Source organism: Serratia sp. AXJ-M, assembly GCF_046531865.1.
Classification (GTDB): domain Bacteria; phylum Pseudomonadota; class Gammaproteobacteria; order Enterobacterales; family Enterobacteriaceae; genus Serratia; species Serratia liquefaciens.
On sequence record NZ_CP059394.1, the window covers coordinates 1,832,344 to 1,854,295 of the forward strand.

At 54.0% G+C, this 21,952-nt stretch carries 19 protein-coding genes; 10 read left to right on the forward strand and 9 right to left on the reverse strand.

Features of this window, described 5'->3' with window-relative positions:
* Positions 1-25: 25 nt before the first annotated feature.
* Positions 26-604: an NADPH-dependent FMN reductase gene (gene ssuE / locus H0S68_RS08510; protein WP_020826159.1), complete on the reverse strand. Its 579-nt coding sequence runs from the start codon at positions 602-604 to the stop codon at positions 26-28.
* A 259-nt stretch (positions 605-863) separates the two neighbouring features.
* Between ssuE and pyrD the strand changes: the two genes are divergently transcribed.
* Both pyrD and H0S68_RS08520 read left to right on the forward strand, forming a co-directional pair.
* Complete coding sequence (pyrD, locus tag H0S68_RS08515) at positions 864-1,874, forward strand: quinone-dependent dihydroorotate dehydrogenase (protein WP_410529308.1); 1,011 nt, start codon at positions 864-866, stop codon at positions 1,872-1,874.
* A gap of 175 nt (positions 1,875-2,049) precedes the next feature.
* A complete protein-coding gene (locus H0S68_RS08520) occupies positions 2,050-2,598 on the forward strand; it encodes a cell division protein ZapC (protein WP_020826161.1) in 549 nt (182 codons plus the stop codon).
* Between the two features lie 6 nt (positions 2,599-2,604).
* Here H0S68_RS08520 and H0S68_RS08525 read toward each other — a convergent pair whose 3' ends face one another.
* Positions 2,605-3,708, reverse strand: coding sequence for a YcbX family protein (locus H0S68_RS08525; RefSeq protein WP_410529309.1), 1,104 nt, complete (start codon positions 3,706-3,708; stop codon positions 2,605-2,607).
* A gap of 103 nt (positions 3,709-3,811) precedes the next feature.
* On the opposite strand from H0S68_RS08525, the gene rlmKL reads away from it, so the two are divergent.
* From rlmKL to rmf, 6 genes are all read left to right on the forward strand, one after another.
* Positions 3,812-5,932: a bifunctional 23S rRNA (guanine(2069)-N(7))-methyltransferase RlmK/23S rRNA (guanine(2445)-N(2))-methyltransferase RlmL gene (gene rlmKL, locus H0S68_RS08530; protein WP_104410963.1), complete on the forward strand. Its 2,121-nt coding sequence runs from the start codon at positions 3,812-3,814 to the stop codon at positions 5,930-5,932.
* Between the two features lie 5 nt (positions 5,933-5,937).
* Positions 5,938-7,842 (forward strand): ABC transporter ATP-binding protein, encoded by a 1,905-nt coding sequence (locus tag H0S68_RS08535; RefSeq protein ID WP_046373980.1) that lies wholly within the window; start codon positions 5,938-5,940, stop codon positions 7,840-7,842.
* Between the two features lie 74 nt (positions 7,843-7,916).
* A complete protein-coding gene (gene pqiA, locus H0S68_RS08540) occupies positions 7,917-9,233 on the forward strand; it encodes a membrane integrity-associated transporter subunit PqiA (RefSeq protein WP_020826165.1) in 1,317 nt (438 codons plus the stop codon).
* A complete protein-coding gene (gene pqiB / locus H0S68_RS08545) occupies positions 9,220-10,863 on the forward strand; it encodes an intermembrane transport protein PqiB (protein WP_116690804.1) in 1,644 nt (547 codons plus the stop codon). Before pqiA ends, pqiB begins: the two co-directional genes overlap by 14 nt.
* Positions 10,860-11,417 (forward strand): membrane integrity-associated transporter subunit PqiC, encoded by a 558-nt coding sequence (gene pqiC, locus H0S68_RS08550; RefSeq protein ID WP_262244447.1) that lies wholly within the window; start codon positions 10,860-10,862, stop codon positions 11,415-11,417. The genes pqiB and pqiC overlap by 4 nt, the downstream gene beginning before the upstream one ends.
* 271 nt (positions 11,418-11,688) lie before the next feature.
* A complete protein-coding gene (gene rmf / locus H0S68_RS08555; protein ID WP_071827009.1) occupies positions 11,689-11,859 on the forward strand; it encodes a ribosome modulation factor in 171 nt (56 codons plus the stop codon).
* 64 nt (positions 11,860-11,923) lie between these two features.
* On the opposite strand, the gene fabF is transcribed toward rmf, so the two are convergent.
* The 4 genes from fabF to H0S68_RS08575 all read right to left on the reverse strand — a co-directional run bounded on the left by fabF (position 11,924) and on the right by H0S68_RS08575 (position 16,190).
* Positions 11,924-13,198: a beta-ketoacyl-ACP synthase II gene (gene fabF, locus H0S68_RS08560; protein WP_410529310.1), complete on the reverse strand. Its 1,275-nt coding sequence runs from the start codon at positions 13,196-13,198 to the stop codon at positions 11,924-11,926.
* Positions 13,195-13,722, reverse strand: coding sequence for a winged helix-turn-helix transcriptional regulator (locus tag H0S68_RS08565; protein ID WP_048761943.1), 528 nt, complete (start codon positions 13,720-13,722; stop codon positions 13,195-13,197). Before H0S68_RS08565 ends, fabF begins: the two co-directional genes overlap by 4 nt.
* A 129-nt stretch (positions 13,723-13,851) precedes the next feature.
* Positions 13,852-14,370, reverse strand: coding sequence for a bifunctional 3-hydroxydecanoyl-ACP dehydratase/trans-2-decenoyl-ACP isomerase (gene fabA, locus H0S68_RS08570; RefSeq protein ID WP_012006178.1), 519 nt, complete (start codon positions 14,368-14,370; stop codon positions 13,852-13,854).
* A gap of 68 nt (positions 14,371-14,438) precedes the next feature.
* Complete coding sequence (locus H0S68_RS08575; protein WP_170868509.1) at positions 14,439-16,190, reverse strand: Lon protease family protein; 1,752 nt, start codon at positions 16,188-16,190, stop codon at positions 14,439-14,441.
* A gap of 209 nt (positions 16,191-16,399) precedes the next feature.
* On the opposite strand from H0S68_RS08575, the gene matP reads away from it, so the two are divergent.
* Entirely contained in the window at positions 16,400-16,858 is a 459-nt protein-coding gene (gene matP / locus H0S68_RS08580) for a macrodomain Ter protein MatP (protein WP_122080598.1), read from the forward strand.
* Between the two features lie 102 nt (positions 16,859-16,960).
* Here matP and ompA read toward each other — a convergent pair whose 3' ends face one another.
* Both ompA and sulA read right to left on the reverse strand, forming a co-directional pair.
* The gene (gene ompA, locus H0S68_RS08585) at positions 16,961-18,037 is read right to left on the reverse strand and encodes a porin OmpA (RefSeq protein WP_020826172.1); all 1,077 of its coding nucleotides are present in this window, start codon (positions 18,035-18,037) and stop codon (positions 16,961-16,963) included.
* A gap of 358 nt (positions 18,038-18,395) precedes the next feature.
* Positions 18,396-18,902: an SOS-induced cell division inhibitor SulA gene (gene sulA / locus H0S68_RS08590; RefSeq protein WP_044549608.1), complete on the reverse strand. Its 507-nt coding sequence runs from the start codon at positions 18,900-18,902 to the stop codon at positions 18,396-18,398.
* Between the two features lie 232 nt (positions 18,903-19,134).
* On the opposite strand from sulA, the gene H0S68_RS08595 reads away from it, so the two are divergent.
* The gene (locus tag H0S68_RS08595) at positions 19,135-19,794 is read left to right on the forward strand and encodes a TfoX/Sxy family DNA transformation protein (RefSeq protein WP_122078274.1); all 660 of its coding nucleotides are present in this window, start codon (positions 19,135-19,137) and stop codon (positions 19,792-19,794) included.
* Here H0S68_RS08595 and yccS read toward each other — a convergent pair whose 3' ends face one another.
* The gene (gene yccS, locus H0S68_RS08600) at positions 19,795-21,930 is read right to left on the reverse strand and encodes a YccS family putative transporter (RefSeq protein ID WP_410529311.1); all 2,136 of its coding nucleotides are present in this window, start codon (positions 21,928-21,930) and stop codon (positions 19,795-19,797) included.
* Positions 21,931-21,952 lie beyond the last annotated feature (22 nt).

Sequence of the window (21,952 nt, forward strand, 5' to 3'; positions counted from 1 at the left end):
CTCTTTCCTTATATAGAGCGTGCTGTCAGGCGGTTTGACGCGCAAACAGAGACGGGGAGAGTTTTGCCTGGGGAGGTTTACGGCGACCGAGTGCCAGGTAGAAGCTTTCCAGAGCTTCTTCCAACCGCGATGCCAGCCCGTCGGACAGCGTGATATCTTCACCGCTCAACACCACCTGGCTGTCGTCGGCGAACACCCCGTGCAGCACTTCCTGAGCTTTCAATGCCGCCAACACCGGTTTGAGGGCATAGTCCACTGCCAACATATGACCAATAGAACCGCCGGTAGCCAGGGGTAACACCACCTTATGGTCAAGCGCTCGCTCAGGCAGCAGATCCAGCAGGGTTTTCAGCGCACCGGAAAACGAGGCCTTATACACCGGCGTAGAGACCAACAGGCCGTCGGCCAAAGCCAGTTGCTCGGTAAAGGCTTTTATCGCCGGGCTATTGAAATTGGCGTACAGCAAGTCTTCTGCGTCAAAGTCGTGCAGGGTGTAGGAGATCACTTCTACGCCTTGCTGCTGCAACCAATTCTTACTCAAGGAAAGCAGGGCCGCTGAACGTGATGGGATGCGAGGGCTCCCGGACAGTGATATAACGCGCATTACCACTCCTTATAACTAAAAGTTAGGTTTAATTAAAAAATCGTCGAGAAGTGTTTTAAACCTATCAGCAAAGGGGCGGGTTACTTAAATCTCATTTTTTGATTTTGATATGCGTAAATGCGGATTGGCGGGGCATTGGCTCCCCGTCAGGGGAAACGATTGCGTTAAAAACGCTTTTTTTGCTTTTAATCAATTCCAATTGGCCAAGGGATACCGGATAATACGCCCCCGGTTTGCAACCGGGAAATCAGGAGAGTACATGTACTACCCCCTCATCAGAAAAGCGTTGTTCCAGCTCGATCCCGAGCGTGCGCATGAATTGACTTTTCATCAGCTCCGCCGCATCACCGGCACCCCGTTAGAATTTGTTATTCGCCAGTCTGTGCCGACCAAGCCAGTAAGCTGCATGGGGCTCTCTTTTAAAAATCCTTTGGGTTTGGCCGCCGGCCTGGATAAAGACGGCGAGTGCATCGACGCATTTGGTGCCATGGGCTTTGGCTTTGTCGAAGTTGGCACCGTGACGCCACGCCCGCAGTCGGGCAATGATAAACCGCGTCTGTTCCGCATCGTGGAAGCGGAAGGCCTGATCAACCGAATGGGCTTTAATAACCAGGGCGTGGATAATCTGGTTGAAAACGTTAAGAAATCCCATTTCGGCGGTATTCTGGGGATTAATATCGGTAAGAATAAAGATACCCCGGTCGAGCAAGGAAAAGACGATTATCTGATCTGTATGGATAAAGTTTATCCGTATGCCGGTTATATCGCGATTAACATTTCGTCACCCAATACGCCGGGGTTACGATCCTTACAGTACGGCGAAGCGTTAGACGATCTTTTGGCCGCCATTAAAAATAAGCAGCAGGAATTGCATGCGCGCCATCACAAATATGTGCCGGTGGCGGTAAAGATCGCACCGGATCTTTCAGAAGAAGAATTGATCCAAATAGCCGACAGTTTGGTGCGCCATAATATTGATGGTGTGATCGCGACCAATACCACGCTGGATCGTAAATTGATCCAGGGGCTGAATTATTGCGAGCAAATGGGGGGCCTGAGTGGTCGTCCGCTGCAGGCGAGCAGCACCGAAGTGATCCGTCGTTTGTCGCTAGAGCTGCAAGGGCGTTTACCGATTATCGGCGTTGGCGGAATTGATTCCCTGATGGCCGCACGGGAAAAAATGGCGGCCGGTGCTTCGCTGGTACAAATTTATTCCGGATTTATCTTCAAAGGTCCGCGCCTGATTAAAGATATCGTTAACTACATCTAATATTTTTCCTTTCATTTTCAGCCGGGGGTTTATTTCTTCCCCCGGCTCGTCTATATTTTGTCCACTAGCATAAATATCGTTCGCGGAATTATCCGATGTTTAAGCGACTTGAGTGGTGATAAAATCACCTTTTAGGGTAAATACGGCGTGGCATGGGCAGCGAGAAGGATAAGACATGAAGATAAAACCTGACGATAATTGGCGTTGGTATTTTGACGCCGAACACGATCGGCTAATGCTGGATTTAGCCAATGGGATGATCTTCCGCTCGCGTTTTCCTGCCAAAATGTTAACGCCGGATGCCTTTGATGAGTGTTCTTTCTGTGTGGATGACGCGGCGCTTTATTTTAATTATGAAGAGCAGTGCAAACAGATAAAGCTCAGCCATGAACAACGCGCCGAACTGGTATTAAATGCCCTGGTGGCCTATCGCTTCCTGAAACCGCTGATGCCGAAAAGCTGGCATTTCTCGCAGCAGCATTACCCGTTGCAGCCGAAAAATGGCGAATTAGCGGCGGTGAAGGTGATGGAGAGCGGCGTTGAAGCGCGTCTGCTGGTGGTGGAAGCCGGTGATAACGCCAGCCTATGCCTGCTGGCGCAAAACCAACTCTCCGTCGCTGGTCGCACTATGGTTCTGGGTGACGCCATCAAAGTGATGCACGATCGCCTTAAACCCTGCGCGCAAGATGAAACCTCCGCCCCGGCTTACGACAGGGCGGTATAACGGCGATTACGCCAGCGTCAAATCGCTTTTTGGAATACAGCTGCAGCAAAGGATGGTGCCATTGTTGGCTACCGCACTTTTCTTCAGCGGCGCCACTTCGCCACTGACCAAGGTTATGCGACAACTTCCGCAAATTCCCGCACGGCATGAATAAGGCACGCGGAGCCCTTGCTGTTCCAACTGCTCCAGTAAGATCTGCTGATTATTGCCGGTAAACACCGTTCCCGCGTATTCGATAGTAACGCTATGTTCACTGTCCTGCGGTGCCTGCACGCTCTCAACCACTTTTCCTGCGCTATAAGGGCGTGGCGGCTTGGTGGATAACACTTCTACTCTATCGCCGACGCGGATAATACCGCTGCTGCGCGCCACCATATTCTGGCCAAAATCGATATCGCCGTTATCAGCCGTGCGGAATTTCTGCAGAGTGCTCAGCGGTTCGCCGCTTGAGTGCTTGCGCCCCCGCTCGGTGCTGACGGTGGTCAACACGCAGCGGCTACAGGGCTTGACCAGATCAAACATCACGTCACCGACGCGGATCACCTGCCAACCATCCTCGGCCCAGGCATTCGCGCCGGTGACCACCAGATTGGGGCGGAACTGCTCAAGCTTGATGCTGCCGGGGCAACGCTGCTGCAAATCGTTGAATGAGGCTTCGTTGATCAGCAAATAAGGATAGCCGTCGGCGAAAGAAAGGGGGATTTCCGGGTGTTTTTTCACGCGGCGGGTCAGCTCGGGGCCAAGCCAACGCAGCTGCACTTCACGCTGGAAATAACCGCTCAGCCAGCTGTTAATCGCTGCCGGCGCAATCAGGGCGGTGAAATGATTGCCCCAAACTTCGGTCGGTTGCGCCTCAGGGGCGAAATCGCTGAAGCGGATGGCCGCGCTTTCTCCGTCCGGCGCGGTCAGGAATAGCCCATCGGGCAGCAGAGCCGGGGTGAACATCACCATTTGCGGATATTGGCGCGCGGTAATAAAGGTGCCATCCGGTTCGGTGATCATAAAGGTACGGTCGAAAGCCAATCCACTGCTGGAAGCCTGCGCGTGCGAAAGCTGCAAACCACGAAGCGATTTCACCGGATGAACGTAAATTTTCGAAAGCGTAATCACCCTTATCCCCGTGCGATTATTAAATAGAAGGGAGCAACTTTATGACAAGCGGTCTGGATTAGCTATAATGCGCAACAATTTTCTTTTTGGTGATAAGTACGATATGAACTCTCTGTTTGCCAGCACGGCGCGTGGACTGGAAGAACTGTTAAAAAGCGAACTGGAAGCGCTGGGCGCTCACGCCTGTAAAGTAGTGCAGGGTGGGGTACATTTTCAGGGTGACGATCGTCTTCTGTACCAAAGCTTGCTGTGGAGCCGTCTGGCCTCACGTATTTTGCTGCCGCTGAATGAATTCCGCGTGCACAGCGATCTGGATCTGTATCTGGGTGTGCAGGCGATCGACTGGACCAACATTTTCGGCGTGGATAAAACCTTCGCCGTGCATTTCAGCGGCGTGAACGAAGAGATCCGCAACAGCCAATATGGTGCGTTGAAGGTTAAGGACGCCATCGTCGACAGCTTTACTCGCAAACTCGACCAGCGTCCGACGGTTGCGAAGCAGCAGCCGGATATTCGCGTCAATGTGTTCCTGCAGCGCGATATGGCCAGCGTAGCGCTCGATCTGAGCGGTGAAGGCCTGCATCAACGTGGCTACCGTGATCTGACCGGCCAGGCACCGCTGAAAGAGAGCCTGGCGGCGGCGATTGTGCAACGCTCCGGCTGGCAACCGGGGACTCCGATGCTCGATCCTATGTGTGGCTCGGGGACGCTATTGATTGAGGCGGCGATGATAGCTTCCGATCGCGCTCCGGGTCTGCACCGTCAACATTGGGGCTTTACCGCCTGGAATGGCCATAACGTCGATCTGTGGCGCGAAGTGATCACCGAAGCACAGGTGCGTGCACGCCGTGGCTTGCAAGAAACCACCTCACGTTTCTTCGGTTCTGATATCGATCGTCGGGTGATTGAAATGGCGCGCGGCAATGCCCGTCGTGCAGGCGTTGCCGAACTGATAACCTTTAACGTCAACGACGTCGCTAAACTGACCAATCCACTGCCGGAAGGCCCGACGGGCACCGTAGTGTGCAACCCGCCGTACGGCGAGCGTCTGGAAAGTGAACCGGCGCTGATCGCCCTGCATAATATGCTGGGCCGTATCATGAAGAGCGCATTCGGCGGCTGGCAGTTGTCATTGTTCAGCGCATCGCCGGAACTGCTGAGCTGCCTGCAGCTGCGTGCCGAACGCCAGTTCAAGGCCAAAAATGGCCCGTTGGACTGCGTGCAGAAAAATTACCAACTGGCGGAGAACCCACAGGGCTCCGGCGGTATTCAGGTTGCGGAAGATTTTGCCAACCGCCTGCGCAAGAACCTGAAGAAGCTCGACAAGTGGGCCAAACAGCAGGGCATTGAATGCTATCGCCTGTATGATGCTGACCTGCCGGAATACAACGTGGCGGTAGACCGCTACGGCAGCAAGGTGGTGGTACAAGAGTACGCGCCGCCGAAAACCATCGATGCGCAGAAAGCGCGTCAACGTCTGTTCGATGTGATCAATGCCACGCTGGCGGTGCTGGAATTGCCGTCCAATCAGCTGATCCTGAAAACCCGTGAGCGCCAGAAAGGCAAAAACCAGTATGAAAAACTGGCACAGAAGGGCGAGTTCCTGCTGGTGGAAGAGTTTAACGCCAAGCTGTGGGTTAACCTGACTGACTATCTCGATACCGGCCTGTTCCTCGACCACCGCATTGCTCGCCGTATGCTGGGTGAGATGAGCAAGGGCAAAGACTTCCTCAACCTGTTCGCCTATACCGGCACTGCCAGCGTACACGCCGGGTTGGGTGGCGCGCGCAGTACCACCACGGTGGATATGTCGCGTACCTATCTCGAATGGGCAGAGAAAAACCTGCGCGTTAACGGTCTGACCGGCAAACAGCACAGATTGATCCATGCGGATTGCCTGTCATGGCTGCAAAATGCCGACGAACAATTCGACGTGATCTTTATCGATCCGCCGACCTTCTCCAACTCCAAGCGGATGGAGAACACTTTTGACGTTCAGCGCGATCACCTGGTGCTGATGCAAGATTTGAAACGGTTGCTGCGTCGTAACGGGACCATCATGTTCTCGAACAACAAGCGCGGTTTCCAGATGGATATGGCCGGCCTGAGCGCCCTGGGTCTGGAGGCGAAAGAAATTACCGCCCAGACGCAGTCGCAGGACTTTGCCCGTAACCGTCAAATTCATAACTGCTGGCTGGTTACCCACGCCGGCGAAGGAAAATAATTACTATGTCGTTAATCAGCATGTCCGGTGCCTGGCTGTCATTCAGCGATGCGCCGCTTTTAGATAACACCGAAATTCATATTGAAGACAACGAACGCGTTTGTCTGGTTGGGCGTAATGGCGCCGGTAAATCCACGCTGTTGAAGATCCTCGGTAAAGAAATTCCGCTGGACGATGGCCGGGTGATTTACGAGCAAGATCTGATCGTTGCGCGTCTGCAACAGGATCCCCCGCGCAATATCGGCGGGACAGTATTCGATTTCGTGGCCGAAGGCGTGGCCGAGCAGGCGGAACACCTGAAGGCCTATCACGCGATTTCGCACCTGGTGGAAACCGATCCGAGCGAAAAAAACCTGACGCGTATGGCGCAGATTATGGAAATCCTCGATCACCAGGGGCTTTGGCAGCTCGACAGCCGCATCAGCGAAGTGCTGTTGCAGCTGGGCCTGAACGGGGACGCGGAGCTTTCCTCGCTGTCCGGCGGTTGGCTGCGTAAAGCGGCGCTGGGGCGTGCGCTGGTCAGCTCTCCACGCGTATTGCTGCTGGACGAACCGACCAACCACCTGGACATTACCACCATCGACTGGCTGGAAGGCTTCCTGAAAGAGTTCCAGGGCAGCATCGTGTTCATTTCTCACGACCGTTCCTTTATCCGCAACATGGCGACGCGCATTGTCGATCTCGACCGTGGCAAGCTGGTGTCCTGGCCGGGCAATTATGATCTGTATCTGCTGAGCAAAGAAGAAGCGCTGCGGGTAGAAGAGCTGCAAAACGCCGAATTCGACCGCAAGCTGGCGCAGGAAGAAGTGTGGATCCGTCAGGGCATCAAGGCGCGTCGTACCCGTAACGAAGGCCGCGTACGTGCGCTGAAGGCATTACGTAACGAGCGTTCAGAACGTCGTGAAGTGATGGGCACCGCCAAAATGCAGGTTGAAGAAGCGGTACGCTCCGGCAAGATCGTGTTCGAGATGGAAGACGTCAACTATCAGGTCGGCGGCAAAGTGCTGGTGCGCAATTTCTCCGCTCAGGTGCAGCGCGGCGACAAGATTGCCCTGGTCGGTCCGAACGGCTGCGGCAAGACGACCTTGCTGAAGCTGATGCTTGGCCAGTTGAAGGCCGACAGCGGTCGCGTACATTGCGGCACCAAGCTTGAAGTGGCCTACTTCGACCAGCACCGCGCCGAACTGGATCCGGAACGTACGGTGATGGACAACCTGGCAGAAGGCAAGCAGGAAGTGATGGTCAATGGCCGTTCCCGTCACGTACTGGGCTATCTGCAGGACTTCCTGTTCCATCCGAAACGCGCCATGACGCCGGTGAAAGCATTGTCAGGCGGCGAGCGTAACCGTCTGTTGCTGGCCAAGCTGTTCCTGAAGCCAAGCAACTTATTGATTCTCGATGAACCAACCAACGATCTTGACGTCGAAACGCTGGAGCTGCTGGAAGAGTTGATCGATGGCTATCAGGGCACAGTGCTGCTGGTGAGCCACGATCGTCAATTCGTCGACAACTCCGTGACCGAGTGCTGGATCTTTGAAGGCAACGGCGAGATCAGCACCTTTGTCGGCGGTTATTACGATGCGCACCACCAGCGCGCAACGGCAAAACCTATTCGCCAGGTCGCGGCTGAACAGAATAAGCCGGCGGCGGAGAAAAAGGCTGAACAGCCCAAGAAACCGGCGGCTAAACTGAGCTATAACTTGTTACGCGAACTGGAACAGTTGCCGCAACGCCTTGAACAGCTGGAAGCGGAAATTGAAGCACTGCAGGCGCAAATGAGCGATGCTGATTTCTTCACGCGCCCCCACAGCGAAACACAACAGGTGTTGACGGCGCTGGCCGCCGCCGAAGGAGCGTTGGAAGAAGCCTTCGCCCGTTGGGAAGAGTTGGAAGCGATGAAAAACGGCTAACCGTTGAGAATACCGTCCGCGCGCTGCTGCGGACGGTATTGCCGTACCGGTGAGCGACGTTGTTAAGGAGGATTATGGTGTGTTCCCACGAGAATCACGAGCAGCACAGTCACGCAACACACGCAAAACAGCAACAGGACAATCTGATGCTGTGTCCACAATGCGACATGTTGGTGGCCTTGCCGCCGCTGGCATATGGTTCAAAAGCGGTATGCCCGCGTTGTAAAACGACCCTCAGCTCCCGCTGGCAGGAACCGCGCAAGCGGCCAATCGGCTATGCACTCAGCGCATTGTTCATGCTGCTGCTGGCGAATATTTTCCCGTTTATCAATATGCGCGTTGCCGGCCTCGGTAACGAAATCAAACTGATCCAGATCCCGCAGGTGATGGTGGCGGAAGACTACGCCAGCATGGCCACGTTGTTTATGGTGTTCGTACAGTTGATCCCTGCATTCTGCATGGTGGCGATCATTGTGCTGTGTGCCCGAGTGCGTATCCCCCTTGGCCTGAAAGAGTGGATGGCCAAGATGCTGTTCCAGTTTAAAACCTGGTGCATGGTGGAGATTTTCCTCGCAGGGGTGTTGGTCAGCTTCGTCAAGCTGATGGCCTATGGCGATATCGGTATCGGCAGCAGCTTTGTGCCTTATTGCCTGTTCTGTCTGCTGCAGGTGCGCGCCTTCCAATGTGTCGATCGCCGCTGGTTATGGAATGACATTGAACCTGCACCGCGGCTCGATCGTCCAATGCAGGTTGGGCACATCGGGTTGCGCCAGGGCCTGCGCTCTTGCCAATGCTGTACGGCGATTCTGCCGGCCGAGATGACCCGTTGCCCACGCTGCCACACCAAAGGTTATGTCCGTCGCCGCCACAGTTTGCAATGGACATTGGCACTGCTTGTCACCTCTATCATGCTGTATATTCCGGCTAATCTGCTGCCTATTATGGTTACCGAAGCCCTGGGCAACAAAATCACCTCTACCATCATGGCCGGGGTGATCCTGCTGTGGGGCGAGGGATCTTATCCGGTGGCGATGGTGATCTTCATCGCCAGCATCATGGTGCCGTCGTTGAAAATGTTGGCGATTGGCTGGTTGTGCTGGGATGCTAACGGCAGGCATAAACCCCGGGCTGACAGCGAACGGATGCACCTGATTTATGAAGTGGTTGAATTCGTTGGCCGCTGGTCAATGATCGACGTGTTTGTGATTGCCGTGCTTTCGGCATTGGTACGGATGGGACAATTGATGAGTATTTATCCTGCTACTGGCGCACTGCTGTTCGCCATGGTGGTGATCCTCACTATGTTTGCTGCCATGACGTTTGACCCCCGGCTGACCTGGGATCGCGTAAATGAAACAATAAAAAAGGAGCCGCAAGGTGACGGAAAATAATCATAGCGTCGCGGACGTTGAAAAGATCAAGCGCTGGTCGCCGGTGTGGATTATCCCCATCGTCACTGCGCTGATCGGCGCCTGGATCCTGTTTTACCATTTCAGCCACCAGGGGCCTCAGGTGACGCTGGTCACCACAACCGCTGAAGGTTTGGAGGCGGGTAAAACCAAAATCACCAGCCGTAGCGTTGACGTCGGTGTAGTGGAAACCGTGACCCTGAGCGATGACCTGAGCAAGGTGGTGGTGCAGGCTCGGTTAAACTCCGGCATGGAGAAATTGCTGCGCGAGGATACCGCCTTCTGGGTGGTGAAACCGCAGATTGGCCGTGAAGGCATTTCCGGTCTGGGTACGTTGCTGTCTGGTGCTTACATCGAGCTGCAGCCGGGCAAAAAAGGTAAAGAGAAAAACGATTATCAACTGCTGGATGCACCACCGTTGGCTTCTCCGGACGCCAAAGGTTTGCGCATCATACTGGACAGTGAGAAATCGGGGCAGTTGAATGCCGGCGATCCGGTATTGTTCCGCGGCTACCGCGTTGGCTCGGTAGAGACCAGCTATTTTGATCCGAAAATGCGCGCCATGCGTTATCAGCTGTTCATCTCCGCACCTTACGACCAACTGGTGACCAGCAACGTTCGCTTCTGGAAAGACAGCGGCGTGGCCTTCGACATGTCTGCGCAGGGGATGCGGGTAGAAATGGGATCCCTGGCTACGCTGTTCAGCGGTGGCGTCAGCTTTGACGTGCCGGACGGTTGGGATCGCGGTGAGCAGGTAAAAGAGAAAACCGAATATCAGCTGTTCGATAACCAACGCAGCATCCAGGATTCGTTGTACACCGTACACAAAGATTACCTGATGTTCTTCTCCGACTCGATCCGTGGCCTGCAGCCGGGTGCGCCAGTTGAGTTCCGCGGTATCCGTTTGGGGACCGTGGCGCAAGTACCATTCTATAAAGAAGGTATGATGCAGCGTCTGGATAACGATTACCGGATCCCGGTGCTGATCCGCATCGAACCCGATCGTTTCCAAAAACAGTTGGGCGGCAATTTCGATATTGAAGGCCATCTGAAAGATGCTGAATCTCGCGGCATGCGTGCTGCGCTCAAATCTGCCAACCTGCTAACCGGTTCACTGTACATCGATCTGGATTTCTATCCGCAGGAGAAACCGTGGAAAGGGCCGCGTGAGCTGTTTGGTTATCCGTTGATGCCGACCACCAGCGGCGGTTTGGCGCAGATCCAACAGAAACTGATGCAGACCTTGGATAAGATCAACGCGATGCCATTGAATCCGATGATCAACGAAGCGACCAAGACCCTGGCGGAAAGTCAGAAAACCATGAAGTCGACGCAACAGACCATGAAATCGTTGAACGACATCATCGCCAGTAAAGAGATGAAGGCACTGCCGCAGGATATGCAAAAAACGCTGCAGGAGCTGAATCGCAGCATGAAAGGCTTCCAGCCAGGTTCACCGGCCTACAACAAGATGGTCGGCGATATGCAACGTCTCGATCAGGTGCTGCGTGAGTTGCAGCCAGTGCTGCGCACCCTGAATGAAAAGAGCAACGCGCTGGTATTTGAAGCCGCGGGCAGTAACGATCCTCAGCCGAAGAAGGCCAATAAATGATGAAATGGATTCCTATAGCCCTGGCGCTGGTACTCAGCGCCTGTAGCAGCACACCACAGAAAACCTATTACCAACTGCCGGCGCTGGGTGTGCCGACACAGGTGAGCGGCGGTGAGACTTCTCGCCAACTGTGGTTGGAACACGTCACCGTGGCGGATTATCTGGCGCAGAACGGCGTGGTTTATCAAACCAATGATGTGCAGTACGTTATTGCTCAGAATAACCTGTGGGCCAGCCCGCTCGACCAGCAGCTGCAGCAAACGCTGGTCACTAACCTGAGCAGCGCATTGCCGGGCTGGGTGGTCTCCTCCCAGCCGATGAGCAGCGATCAGGATGTGTTGAACGTGACGGTCAGCGGTTTCCATGGTCGTTTTGATGGCAAGGCGATTATTCGTGGCGAATGGGTGCTGAGTCATCAAGGCAAGCTGACCAAACGGCCATTCAGCCTGGAGCTGAAACAGGGCGAGGATGGTTACGATGCGTTAGTCCGTACCCTGGCGCAAGGCTGGCAGCAAGAGGCGCAGTCCATCGCCTCGCAGGCCGGTCGTTTTTAGTCATAATTTGGACTAAAAAGGTCTAATCCCTTCCGATGAAAAATATTAAAACTTTTCGTCGGGAGGGATTTTTATTTTATTTCAATCAGTTAACCTCTTCCTCGGCATATCAGCCACTTAGCCAATTCTGCGTGTGTAGCTCACAAATATGACATTGGCGTGAATTTTGCGCATTGATCTTCCCTTCATTTAGCGCTATTGCTTATACGTGGCTGCACAAAAAGCAGCCATTGTTTTCTTTCCACCAGACCAAATATGAGGGAAACGAGGCATGAAGAGACAGAAACGCGATCGTCTGGAAAGGGCGCATTCACGAGGTTATCAGGCAGGTATCTTAGGGCGTTCTAGGGAATATTGTCCCTACCAATCATCTGTGGACGCCCGGTCTCAATGGCTGGGAGGTTGGCGAGAAGCCATGGAAGACAGGGCTGTGACCGCTTAAGCGGCTCTCTGTCAAAAAAAAGGAATAACCTCCGCTCCGGGCGGAGGTTTTTGTTTAAACCGTCTTATTCCTGCCAGCGTTTCAGCAAGATACTCGCATTCACGCCGCCAAAGCCAAAGCCGTTCGACAGCGCGTAGTTGATGGTCATTGGTTGCGCTTTATTGGCCACCAAATGCAATCCCTCGGCCGCCGGGTCTGGATTATCCAGATTCAGCGTGGCTGGTGCGATCTGATCGCGCAGTGCCAGCGCCGTAAATATGGTTTCCAGCCCGCCTGCAGCCCCGAGTAAATGTCCCGTAGCGGATTTGGTCGACGTGATGGCTACGCTGCCCCCGGTACCGAACAGGTGTTTAATGGCGTTGATCTCACCCAAATCACCGACGGGTGTTGAGGTCGCGTGGGCATTCAGGTGCTGAATTTGCTCCGGTGCGACACCGGCCTGTTTCAGCGCAATTTTCATTGCGCGATAGGCGCCATCACCGTCTTCAGCACCGGAGGTCATGTGGTAGGCATCGGCACTGGTACCGTAGCCGACAATTTCTGCCAGTGGTGTGGCACCACGCGCCAGCGCATGTTCCAGCGTTTCAATAACCAACATGCCGGCACCTTCCCCCATGACAAAACCGTTGCGGGCACTGTCGAATGGCCGAGAGGCTTTTTCTGCCTCTTCTGGTGACGTCGTGGACATGGCGCGCGCTGCGGCAAAGCCCCCGAGGCTGACGGTGTCGATTGCGGCTTCTGTACCGCCACACAGCGCGATATCGGCCTCATCGTTACGAATCATGCGCACCGCGTCACCAATAGCCTGGACGCCTGCTGCACAAGCGGTAACGGGGGCGCCGATCGGGCCCTTGAACTGGTGCTTAATAGACACATGACCGGCCGCCAGATTGACCAGGAACGAAGGAATGGTAAATGGCGAAAGGCGTTTGGCACCCCGGCTGTCGGTGGTACGCACCGCGTGAGCAATCGCCGGAAAGCCACCGATACCGGAGGCAATCACGGTTGCGGTGCGCTCCTGCTTATCTTCCGTATCCGCTGTCCAGCCTGCCTGACGAATGGCCTCATCGGCCGCCGCCATCGCCAGCAGAATAAAGCGGTCCATTTTCTTTTGGTCTTTTGGCGCTACGGAGCTGTCGGGGTCAAAACCTGCCTCGGCGTCCTGCTCCAGTGAAGGCACCTGCCCGCCGATTTTAACCTGCAGGTCGGCAACGATCTCTTCCGGGAGAGGACGAATACCGGACTGGCCATTCAGCAGACGCTGCCAGATAGCCTCTACGCCGCATCCCAGTGGCGAAACGGCGCCCATGCCGGTAATGACTATACGACGACTGTTCATAGTGACTCCTTGGATGATTCGGGGGGGAATGCAGAAAGGTTCTGCTGCATCAGGGCCGCGCGTTGGCGCATACCGTCGGTCGCTGCCGGCCCTGGCGCTAAGGTAATATTATGCAGCGCGATAGGCTGCCGGGTAATGCTGTCGATCAGTTCTACGCGTATTGGCTGCCCGGTACGGCGGTCGACCAGTTCCGCGCTAATGCCGTCATCGGCCAGATGGGTATTTCCCCAATGGAACAGGGCCGCGAGCACTGGGAAGAAATCTTTGCCGCGTTCGGTGAGCAGATACTCATACCGTACTGGCCGGGTTTGATATCGCTGCTTATGCAGGATACCGCTTTCCACCAGGTATCTCAGGCGGCGGGTCAATATGGTGGGCGAAAGCCCCAGGCTTTGCTGGAATTCATCAAACCGCGATAGGCCATGGAACGCATCGCGAAGTATCAGGATGCTCCACCATTCTCCCACGCGGTCCAGTGAGCGGGCTACTGGGCATGGCATGTTGTCAAAACGGGTTTTCTGCATGGCATACCTCCTGGTAACTACAATAATTGTAGTTACTATTTAGCCGCCATGAACCTGAGGTTTAAAGCACAGGGCATAATAGCGGCGGGGAAATAAAACGGCGACCGGGAAGGGCCGCCGTGATTGCGATTAGAACGCAGCAGTGTCCTTGAACAGGCCCACTTTAAGATCGCTGGCGGTGTAAATCACCTGGCCGTCGACCAGAACTTCACCATCTGCCACACCCATAATCAGCTTACGGATGATCACGCGTTTGAAGTTGATGCGGTAGGTGACTTTCTTCGCGGTCGGCAATACCTGGCCGGTGAATTTAACTTCACCCACGCCCAGCGCACGACCTTTGCCTTCGCCACCCAGCCAGCCGAGGTAGAAGCCTACCAACTGCCACATGGCATCCAGACCCAGGCAGCCTGGCATCACTGGATCGCCGATAAAGTGGCAACCGAAGAACCACAGGTCAGGATTGATATCCAGTTCCGCTTCCACATAGCCTTTGTTGTGGGTACCACCGTCTTCGGTCATCTTGACCACGCGGTCCATCATCAACATATTACCTGCCGGCAACGGCGGGCCGCCGGCGCCAAACAGCTCGCCACGGCCGGATGCTTCGAGGTCTTCTTTCGTATAGGAGTCGCGTTTTTCTACCATGTTCTCAGTAAACCTTATTTTAATGAAGGGCGCAGATTAGCTTACACGTGTACGCTGAACAAGTCCGATCAGCCGTGGTTGAACCAGTTGAGCCAACGAAGTGGCCACGGCCAGCGCCGGCGTTCCTGCGGATTCACCTGTGCAATCCGTTCCTGAATCGCAGCTAACAGATTAGGTTGCTGTTCATCAGAGTAAGGATAACCGGTGAGTAATGGCAAGGCCTCTGCGGCGCTGTCGACGGCCCACAGATGGAATTGCCCCTCGCGCACCGCATCGACTACGTCCTGGCGTAGACACAGGTGGCGCACGTTGGTAGCGGGCATGATGATGCCCTGTTTGCCTGTCAAACCGCGACGTTGGCAAACTTCGAAAAAGCCTTCGATCTTCTCGTTGACGCCGCCAATAGGCTGAACATTGCCGAATTGGTCGACGGAGCCGGTTACCGCAATCTGCTGGGTAATTGGCTGCGACGAGAGTGCACTGATAAGCGCACATAACTCGGCCAGTGAGGCGCTGTCGCCATCCACTTCGCCGTAAGATTGCTCAAACACGATTGAAGCCGAGAAGGGCAGCGGCTGGTCCAGTTCCAGTTCGGAAATCAGGAACGCCTGCATAATCATCATGCCTTTAGCATGCAGATTACCGCCAAGTTCGGCTTTGCGCTCGACGTCGGTAAATTCGCCATCGCCAAGATGCACCACACAGCTGATGCGAGATGGTTCGCCAAAGCTGCGTGGGTGGCCAGGATATTCCAACACCGACAGGCCGTTGATCTGGCCGACGACCTCCCCCTCGGTTTCAATCAGGATTTGGCCCAGCTCAATTTCATCCTGCATCCGCTCTGCGAGGTAGCTTTCACGCCACTCGCGGGCATTCAATGCGGCTTCGAATGCTTTGGCGGTGATGCTCTCTTCCTCGGCATACAGCGCCGCTTCAGAAAGTTGTTGGCTGATCCACAGCGGGGAGAGCGGCAGATTGCCCTGATCGCCGCTGTGACGCACGGCTTGAACCATTAACGGATACCAGGCATCGGCGGCCAGCGGTGGTAGCTGCTTCTCGTCGATAAGGGCATTGACGTAGCCACACCATTGCACCATGTCATCGATTTCGGTGAGTTGCAGATCTTCTTCGTATTCGCCGTAGACCGCCTGCTCGCTCAGCTCCGGCTCGATATCATGGAAATCGGCCAGGCCGTGGCGATCGCCCACAACGATTAGCCGTAATTCCAACGGCATCGGGGGAATGGCAATCGGCAGCGGTCGCGTTTCATCCGGGGAAACCCAATGGAATTGGCGCTGGGTGATCATTTGCTTCAAGCGCAGCCACAGTAACGGCTGAGCCAGCAGGGAACGTGCCGACAGGATCAGCACGCCACCGTTGGCTTTATGTACCAGACCGGGTTGCAAGCTGATTTCATTGTTGTGGATCCTGACGCAGCCAAACAGCTGCTCCGGCTCAATCCACTCCTGAAACACACAGGCGCCACCGGCCGCAAAGGCTTCATCACCCTGGCTTGCGGGTTCAACGCTGACTTTGCTGCCTTGGATCACATAGTGACTGCCCTTAAACGCGGTATTCTGCGGTTGCAGTTGCTCAACTGCCTGGGCTATCAATGCCAGATACTCACGCGTTTCCTGCGCTTTCAACAGCATGAAACGCGGTGGCGACTGTGGATGGCAAAACAGCGTCAGTGCATTTTCCAGCCGAGGCTGAATGGAAGCAAAGGACACGGGCGCCAACTGCGCGGCGGTATCAAATATCGCTTGATAAGGCGTAACGTCCGGCAACAGTGATTGCCATTCAAGTCGGTTATTGGTCAAAGTGTTAGATGCAATCGTCAAAAAGGGAAAGGGCGATTATACAAGAATAACGACAGCTTGATACATGCAGAGTCGTAGTTGGTGTCAGGGAGTTTGACATCGCGCGATGACTGTGCAAAAAACAGTCTAAAAGAGGGGTAATTGCCGGGGAAATTCGGCGTAAAGCTGTTATGCTTAATTAAAGTTACGCGGTCACTGAAGAGCTCATGATGAAATATCAGCAACTGGAAAATCTGGAGAGCGGTTGGAAATGGAAGTACCTGGTGAAGAAGCATCGGGAAGGGGAAGCTATTACCCGCCACATTGAAAACAGCCTTGCTCAGGAAGCCATTGAAGAGCTGCTGAAGCTGGAAAATGAGCCGGTAAAAGTGCTGACGTGGATTAGCCACCATATGAATCCGGAACTGGATAACCGGATGAAGCAGACGATCCGCGCACGGCGTAAACGTCATTTTAACGCAGAACACCAACATACGCGTAAAAAATCTATCGATCTGGAGTTTTTGGTTTGGCAGCGTTTGGCCGGCCTGGCTCGTCGCCGCGGCGTGACTTTGTCAGAAACCGTGGTCCAGCTGATTGAAGATGCGGAACGTAAAGAGAAGTATGCCAGTCAGATGTCATCGCTGAAACAGGATTTAAAAGCCATTCTCGGTAAAGACGAACAGTAAGTCCCGTTCCGTGATTCCGTGAAAGGGTGCACGTAGCCAGTTCCGCTGATTTTGAGCGAAAAAAAACCCCGCATAGCGGGGTTTTTTACTAAGAGTGGTAGCTTAGCCTTGTGGCTGAGTTACAACGTCTTTGATACCTTTAACTTCGATCTCTACGCGACGATCTGGTGCCAGGCAATCGATCTGTGCTTTGGTAGCACGGCCAGCTTTGTAGCCACAGGTGTTACCAGTGACGGAATCAGCTTCGCCCATACCACGTGCAGAGATTTTGTCTGAAGGAATACCTTTAGATACCAGGTAGTCAACAACGCTTTGAGCGCGTTTTTCAGACAGTTTCTGGTTGTACTGGTCAGAACCAACGGCGTCGGTGTAACCCAGAACTACAACAGAACCATCTTTAGGATCCATGGAGCTCAGCTGAGTGTACAGCTGGTCCAGAGCCTGTTGGCCTTCTGCTTTCAGAGTGGATTTGTTGAAGTTGAACAGCACGTCAGACTTCAGAGTGAAACGCTTGGTTTCAACAACTGGAGCTGGAGCCGGAGCTGGTGCTGGAGCAACAACATCATCCTGACCGAAACGGTAAGAAACACCCAGGCTCAGCATGGTGTTGTCTGGACGTGCGCCGACAGTACCTGCATCACCGATGTTGCTAACGAATTGGTAGTCCAGGCGAGTAGCCCAGTTTTTGGTCAGTGCGTACTCAACACCCACTGCAGCCAGCGGAGAAACGCCAGTGTCGTGGTCGCTCAGACGAGTGCCATTGCCGTAGTTAGCTTTGGAATCAGCACGCCATACCATACCACCCAGACGAGTGTAGATGTCCAGATCGTCGATGATTGGGTAGCTCAGTTTAGCTGCCAGTTGAACGCCCTGTGCTTTGAAAGCACCGTTGTTCACGCTGCCTTTGTAAGGCATACGGCCAAGCCAGTCATAGCCCAGCTCGAAGCCCAGGTATTGGTTCGCCTGGTAACCCAGGAACGCGCCAGCACCCAGTTGATCTTTATGGGTCGGACCATTGCCGATACCATTCTGGTAACCGTTGCCGTAGAAACCAGTGTCATGGTACTGGGACCAGCCCAGTTTAGCACCGGTGTACCAGGTATTATCTTTTGGGGCGGCTTGCGCTACGGTAGCGAAACCAGCCAGTGCCACTGCTAATGCGATAGCTGTCTTTTTCATTTTGCGCCTCGTTATCATCCAAATAGGCAATGAGCTTTAAAGCTGTTTTAAGCCCTTGGTTAAATTCCTTCGCCAAGGTTTGAGCCCTCGTTTGTTACTCGGCCAGTTTATCTGGCGTTATAGAGCAACCTTGGCGATGTAAAGTCTACAACGTGGCGCGAAAGTTACAAGTGTGATGTGATAAAGCTCTAAAAAAAAACGCGGAATCGTACATATTTACTAACATTAACCGGCAAAAAAACGAGCAATCCAGCCTTCGTTTTGGGCCGCGGAACCGCAGCCGCACTCGCTTTTCCCCTGATCCCATAAAGGTTCCCTTGAAGAACGATGAAAATGATGGGAAAAATCCTAAATTTACTTAATGATACAAAGAAGAGTGAATTTTTAGGGTGGAACACTGTCCGTGAATCGGGTTTATGTCACGTTGAGGACGCATAATGAACCCATAAGCGTTACCTAATTCTGCCGCGCGTCTTAATTTTAGACGATCTTCTTCCGTAAGATCGGGTAACCAGCCGAGTACGACACTGTAATTTCCCGTCAGTAACGCTTTTTCCATCGCTTCGACCGTGTCCAGCGGACTGATTTGGCTCAGCTGCACCACTTTCCCAACCGGCAGGCCGGACTGCTGTAGCCACCTTTTACTCAGCTTTTGCTGTGGAGTCAGCCATAACAACCAGCGCGACTGCATGCCCAACTGCTGTAGCAAAGGCAGCAACAATTGCGCCACTGCGGGCTGATGCTCGTTGTAAACAAGTTCACTGATAAGGCCATTTTTGTTGCCGGCATCTGTGTTTTCTGCAGCATTGTTCACCGCAAAAGAGGTGTGGCTGAAATGGGTTTTGTAGAGTGATTGAGTACGCATAAAGTATCCCGCCCGTAGTGTCACTGTATGTTTATACAGTACATCCAGTTGTCAGTAAGATCAACCCAAATCTTCGTAGCACCTCGCATAATTGCGATCATTTTTTATACGGCAGAGTTTTGTGATTGGCATGCCCATGGATAGTGCGTATTTTTCTAATTACTTGTTCACGTTAGTTTTATTTCATTGATACGGGAAATGATAGAACGCTAACCCACACCAGGAGGACGTTATGAAAGGGAAATCAACGGGAAGGATCGCACAGGCCAAGGCCTGTTTTTGCGCATTGGGCACTATCACTACTCGCTCGCAGTTCGGGGGCTACGGGGTACTGGCCGACGGCATCATGTTCGCGGTTATCGCTGAAGGAGAGCTTTATCTTCGCGCTACGGAGGGGCTGGAATCGGTCTTTCGCTCACGCGGTATGGTCAATATGGTTTACTCCAAACGCGGTGTGCCTATCACTATGCGCTATTACTGGGTAGATGAGACCTTGTGGCGTGATAGGGATGAACTGGTTGGGTTAGCCTGGCAGGCCATTCGCGAAGCGCGTCGGGAGCAAGAGATTAAAGCGGACAACCAGAGTCGGTTAAAAACCTTACCGAATATCGACATCAATATGGAACGTTTGCTGTGGCGAGCCGGTATTCGTAATGTTTATGATTTGCGGTTAAACGGGGCCAAGCGCAGTTATCTTCGGCTACTGCAGCAGCAAAAAAATTTGGGGTTGCGGGTGCTGCTTTCATTAGGCGGGGCCATCGCCGGTTATCATCACGCCGCTTTGCCTTCGGAATTACGCAGCGAGCTGACGCACTGGTTTGACCGCACCATGATGTTGCTTAGCCACGGCCATAACCCAAGAGTCCAGGGCCTTATGAAAGGCCCTGAATGATTATGCCGATTTACCTATTTGCGCATTCAGCATCGTGAGTTCCGGCAAGAGCTCAATCACCAGCCCAATCTGCTGCAACACCAATTGATCTTTGCTTTCCGGTTCCGGCGCCGCGTGTTGAATTCGTTCAGCCAGGCTTTCCAACGCCTGAGTGATGCGCCCACTGTCCTGCTCTTCTTGATGCAGGGCGCCATCGACATAACAGACAGCATCATTCAGCAGATCCAGGGTCGCAGGATTATTCAGGCGTTCACGGTGTGCCCCCAACGCCGAGATATAACTCAATAAGGTGTGGTTCAAACACAGCAGACGGAAGGCCGCATCCTGAACGTCTTTATTGGCTTTGGGATCGGCAGACATATTTGAAATCACCGATGCCAGCTCCGCGTCACTGTTGTGCGCATCCCGCCGAGCGATACGGTAGGACAGGCCGTTGTCTTTTCCCTGATGGTATTGCACCAAAATGGCATCCAGATAACGGCAGTTGGCGTTCAGCGTCTTACTGACCACCGTGGGTAATTGCCGGAACTTCCAGTCAGGCCAGATAAAGCTGACTGCGGCCCAAGCGATGGCGCAACCCAGCAGCGTGTCGTAAACGCGCGGCCCGGCGACTTCGAAACCTTCGCCCAGCAGGTTAAAGCACAGCAATACCAACAGGGTGATAAACATGGTGGCATGTGCGTACTGCACGGTGCGAAAAGCAAAAAACAAAACGCCGCTAATCACAATCAGCACGAGTTGGCCTTCCACCGAGGGCACAAAATAGAGGATTGGCAGCCCGACAAGAATACCTGCCAGTGTGCCGATTATCCTCAATGCCAGCCTGCGACGAGTGGCGTTGTAGTTGGGTTGGCAGACAAACAGGCTGGTTAACAGGATCCAATAGCCATGCTGCATCCCAGTAAATTGAATAAAGGCATAACCAATACACAGCACCACAGACATGCGAATGGCATGGCGGAACAAGGCCGATTGCGGCGTCAGATGGCGGCTGATGCGCAAGCGAATATCGCTCCAGCCGGTGAGCCGGTCATCCGACAGGCTGTTCTCTTCCACCTGGCCGTTGGCCAATGCCTGTTCGGATTCAATATTTGCCAGCTGTGCGTCAATCGCGCGCAAATTTTTCAACAGGTGCGACAGCGCCTTGGTCAACTCGCGATTTTCCGGGGTAAGGGTAACGCGAGCCAAAGCTTCATCAATGCGGGCAAAGGCCGGTTCGAAGCGAACGTTATGCTGATACTTTTGCCGCATCAAAATCGACTGGGCCAACTGCTGGCAGGCACGAGCCTGCATGCTGAGCAAGCGCTGAAAGCGGAACAGGATATCGCTATGACGGAATTGTCGGCTTAGCGCCTGGTATTGAACGTGCGCGGAGCTGGCGCGTTCATGGATGTCCTGCGCAACGAAGTAGTAATGCAGTGTGCGGCGGGTGCCTCGTTGGCCGCGATCGCCTTTTAACCGCGTCAGCAATGAAGCCTTGGTTTGGTTGAGGATAGTCACCAGCGTGCTGTTGGCCATGGCAACGTCCATCCAGGGCAGGTCTGCATCCTGTTCGGCGTCGGGATCAAACAGGTTGGCTTTGGCGTCCAGATAATTCGCCAACTGGTCGTAACAACGCGCCAGATTTTCCTGTAGAGGACGGATAGGGAAGATCAGATGACCTATCAGCGTCAGCAGGTTGTACCACAGAGCACCAATGATCAGCAGCATAGGCTGTTGATACCAAGCGTCATACATCGAAGTGCCGAGCATGGTGTAAACCGCAATCAACAAGGCACCAAATGCAATGGTGGCGTAACGTTGCCCCAGAGCACCTAACAGAATAAAGCCGCAGGTGGAGGTCGTCAGGCCAAGCGCGAACAGCCAGGGGTAGGGAAACAGCAGTTCAATGGAGGCGGAGGCAACAAAGAAACACACCAGCGTAATCAGCAAGTTGCGTAGTCTGCCGGTCAGGCGGTCGTCCAAATCGGTCAACGCCGCCGCCACCACCCCCAGAGTCAGGGGAATAGTGAGTTTCGGAATACCGAGCCACCAGGGGACGGCGGCTGCGCCGGCCAGCGCAATAAAAATACGCAGGTCATAAAGCAGGTTGCTGTTGTAGGCATAACGGCGTATTGCTGGTGCAAAAGAGAGCACAAAAAACTCCTCGGGCGGAGAA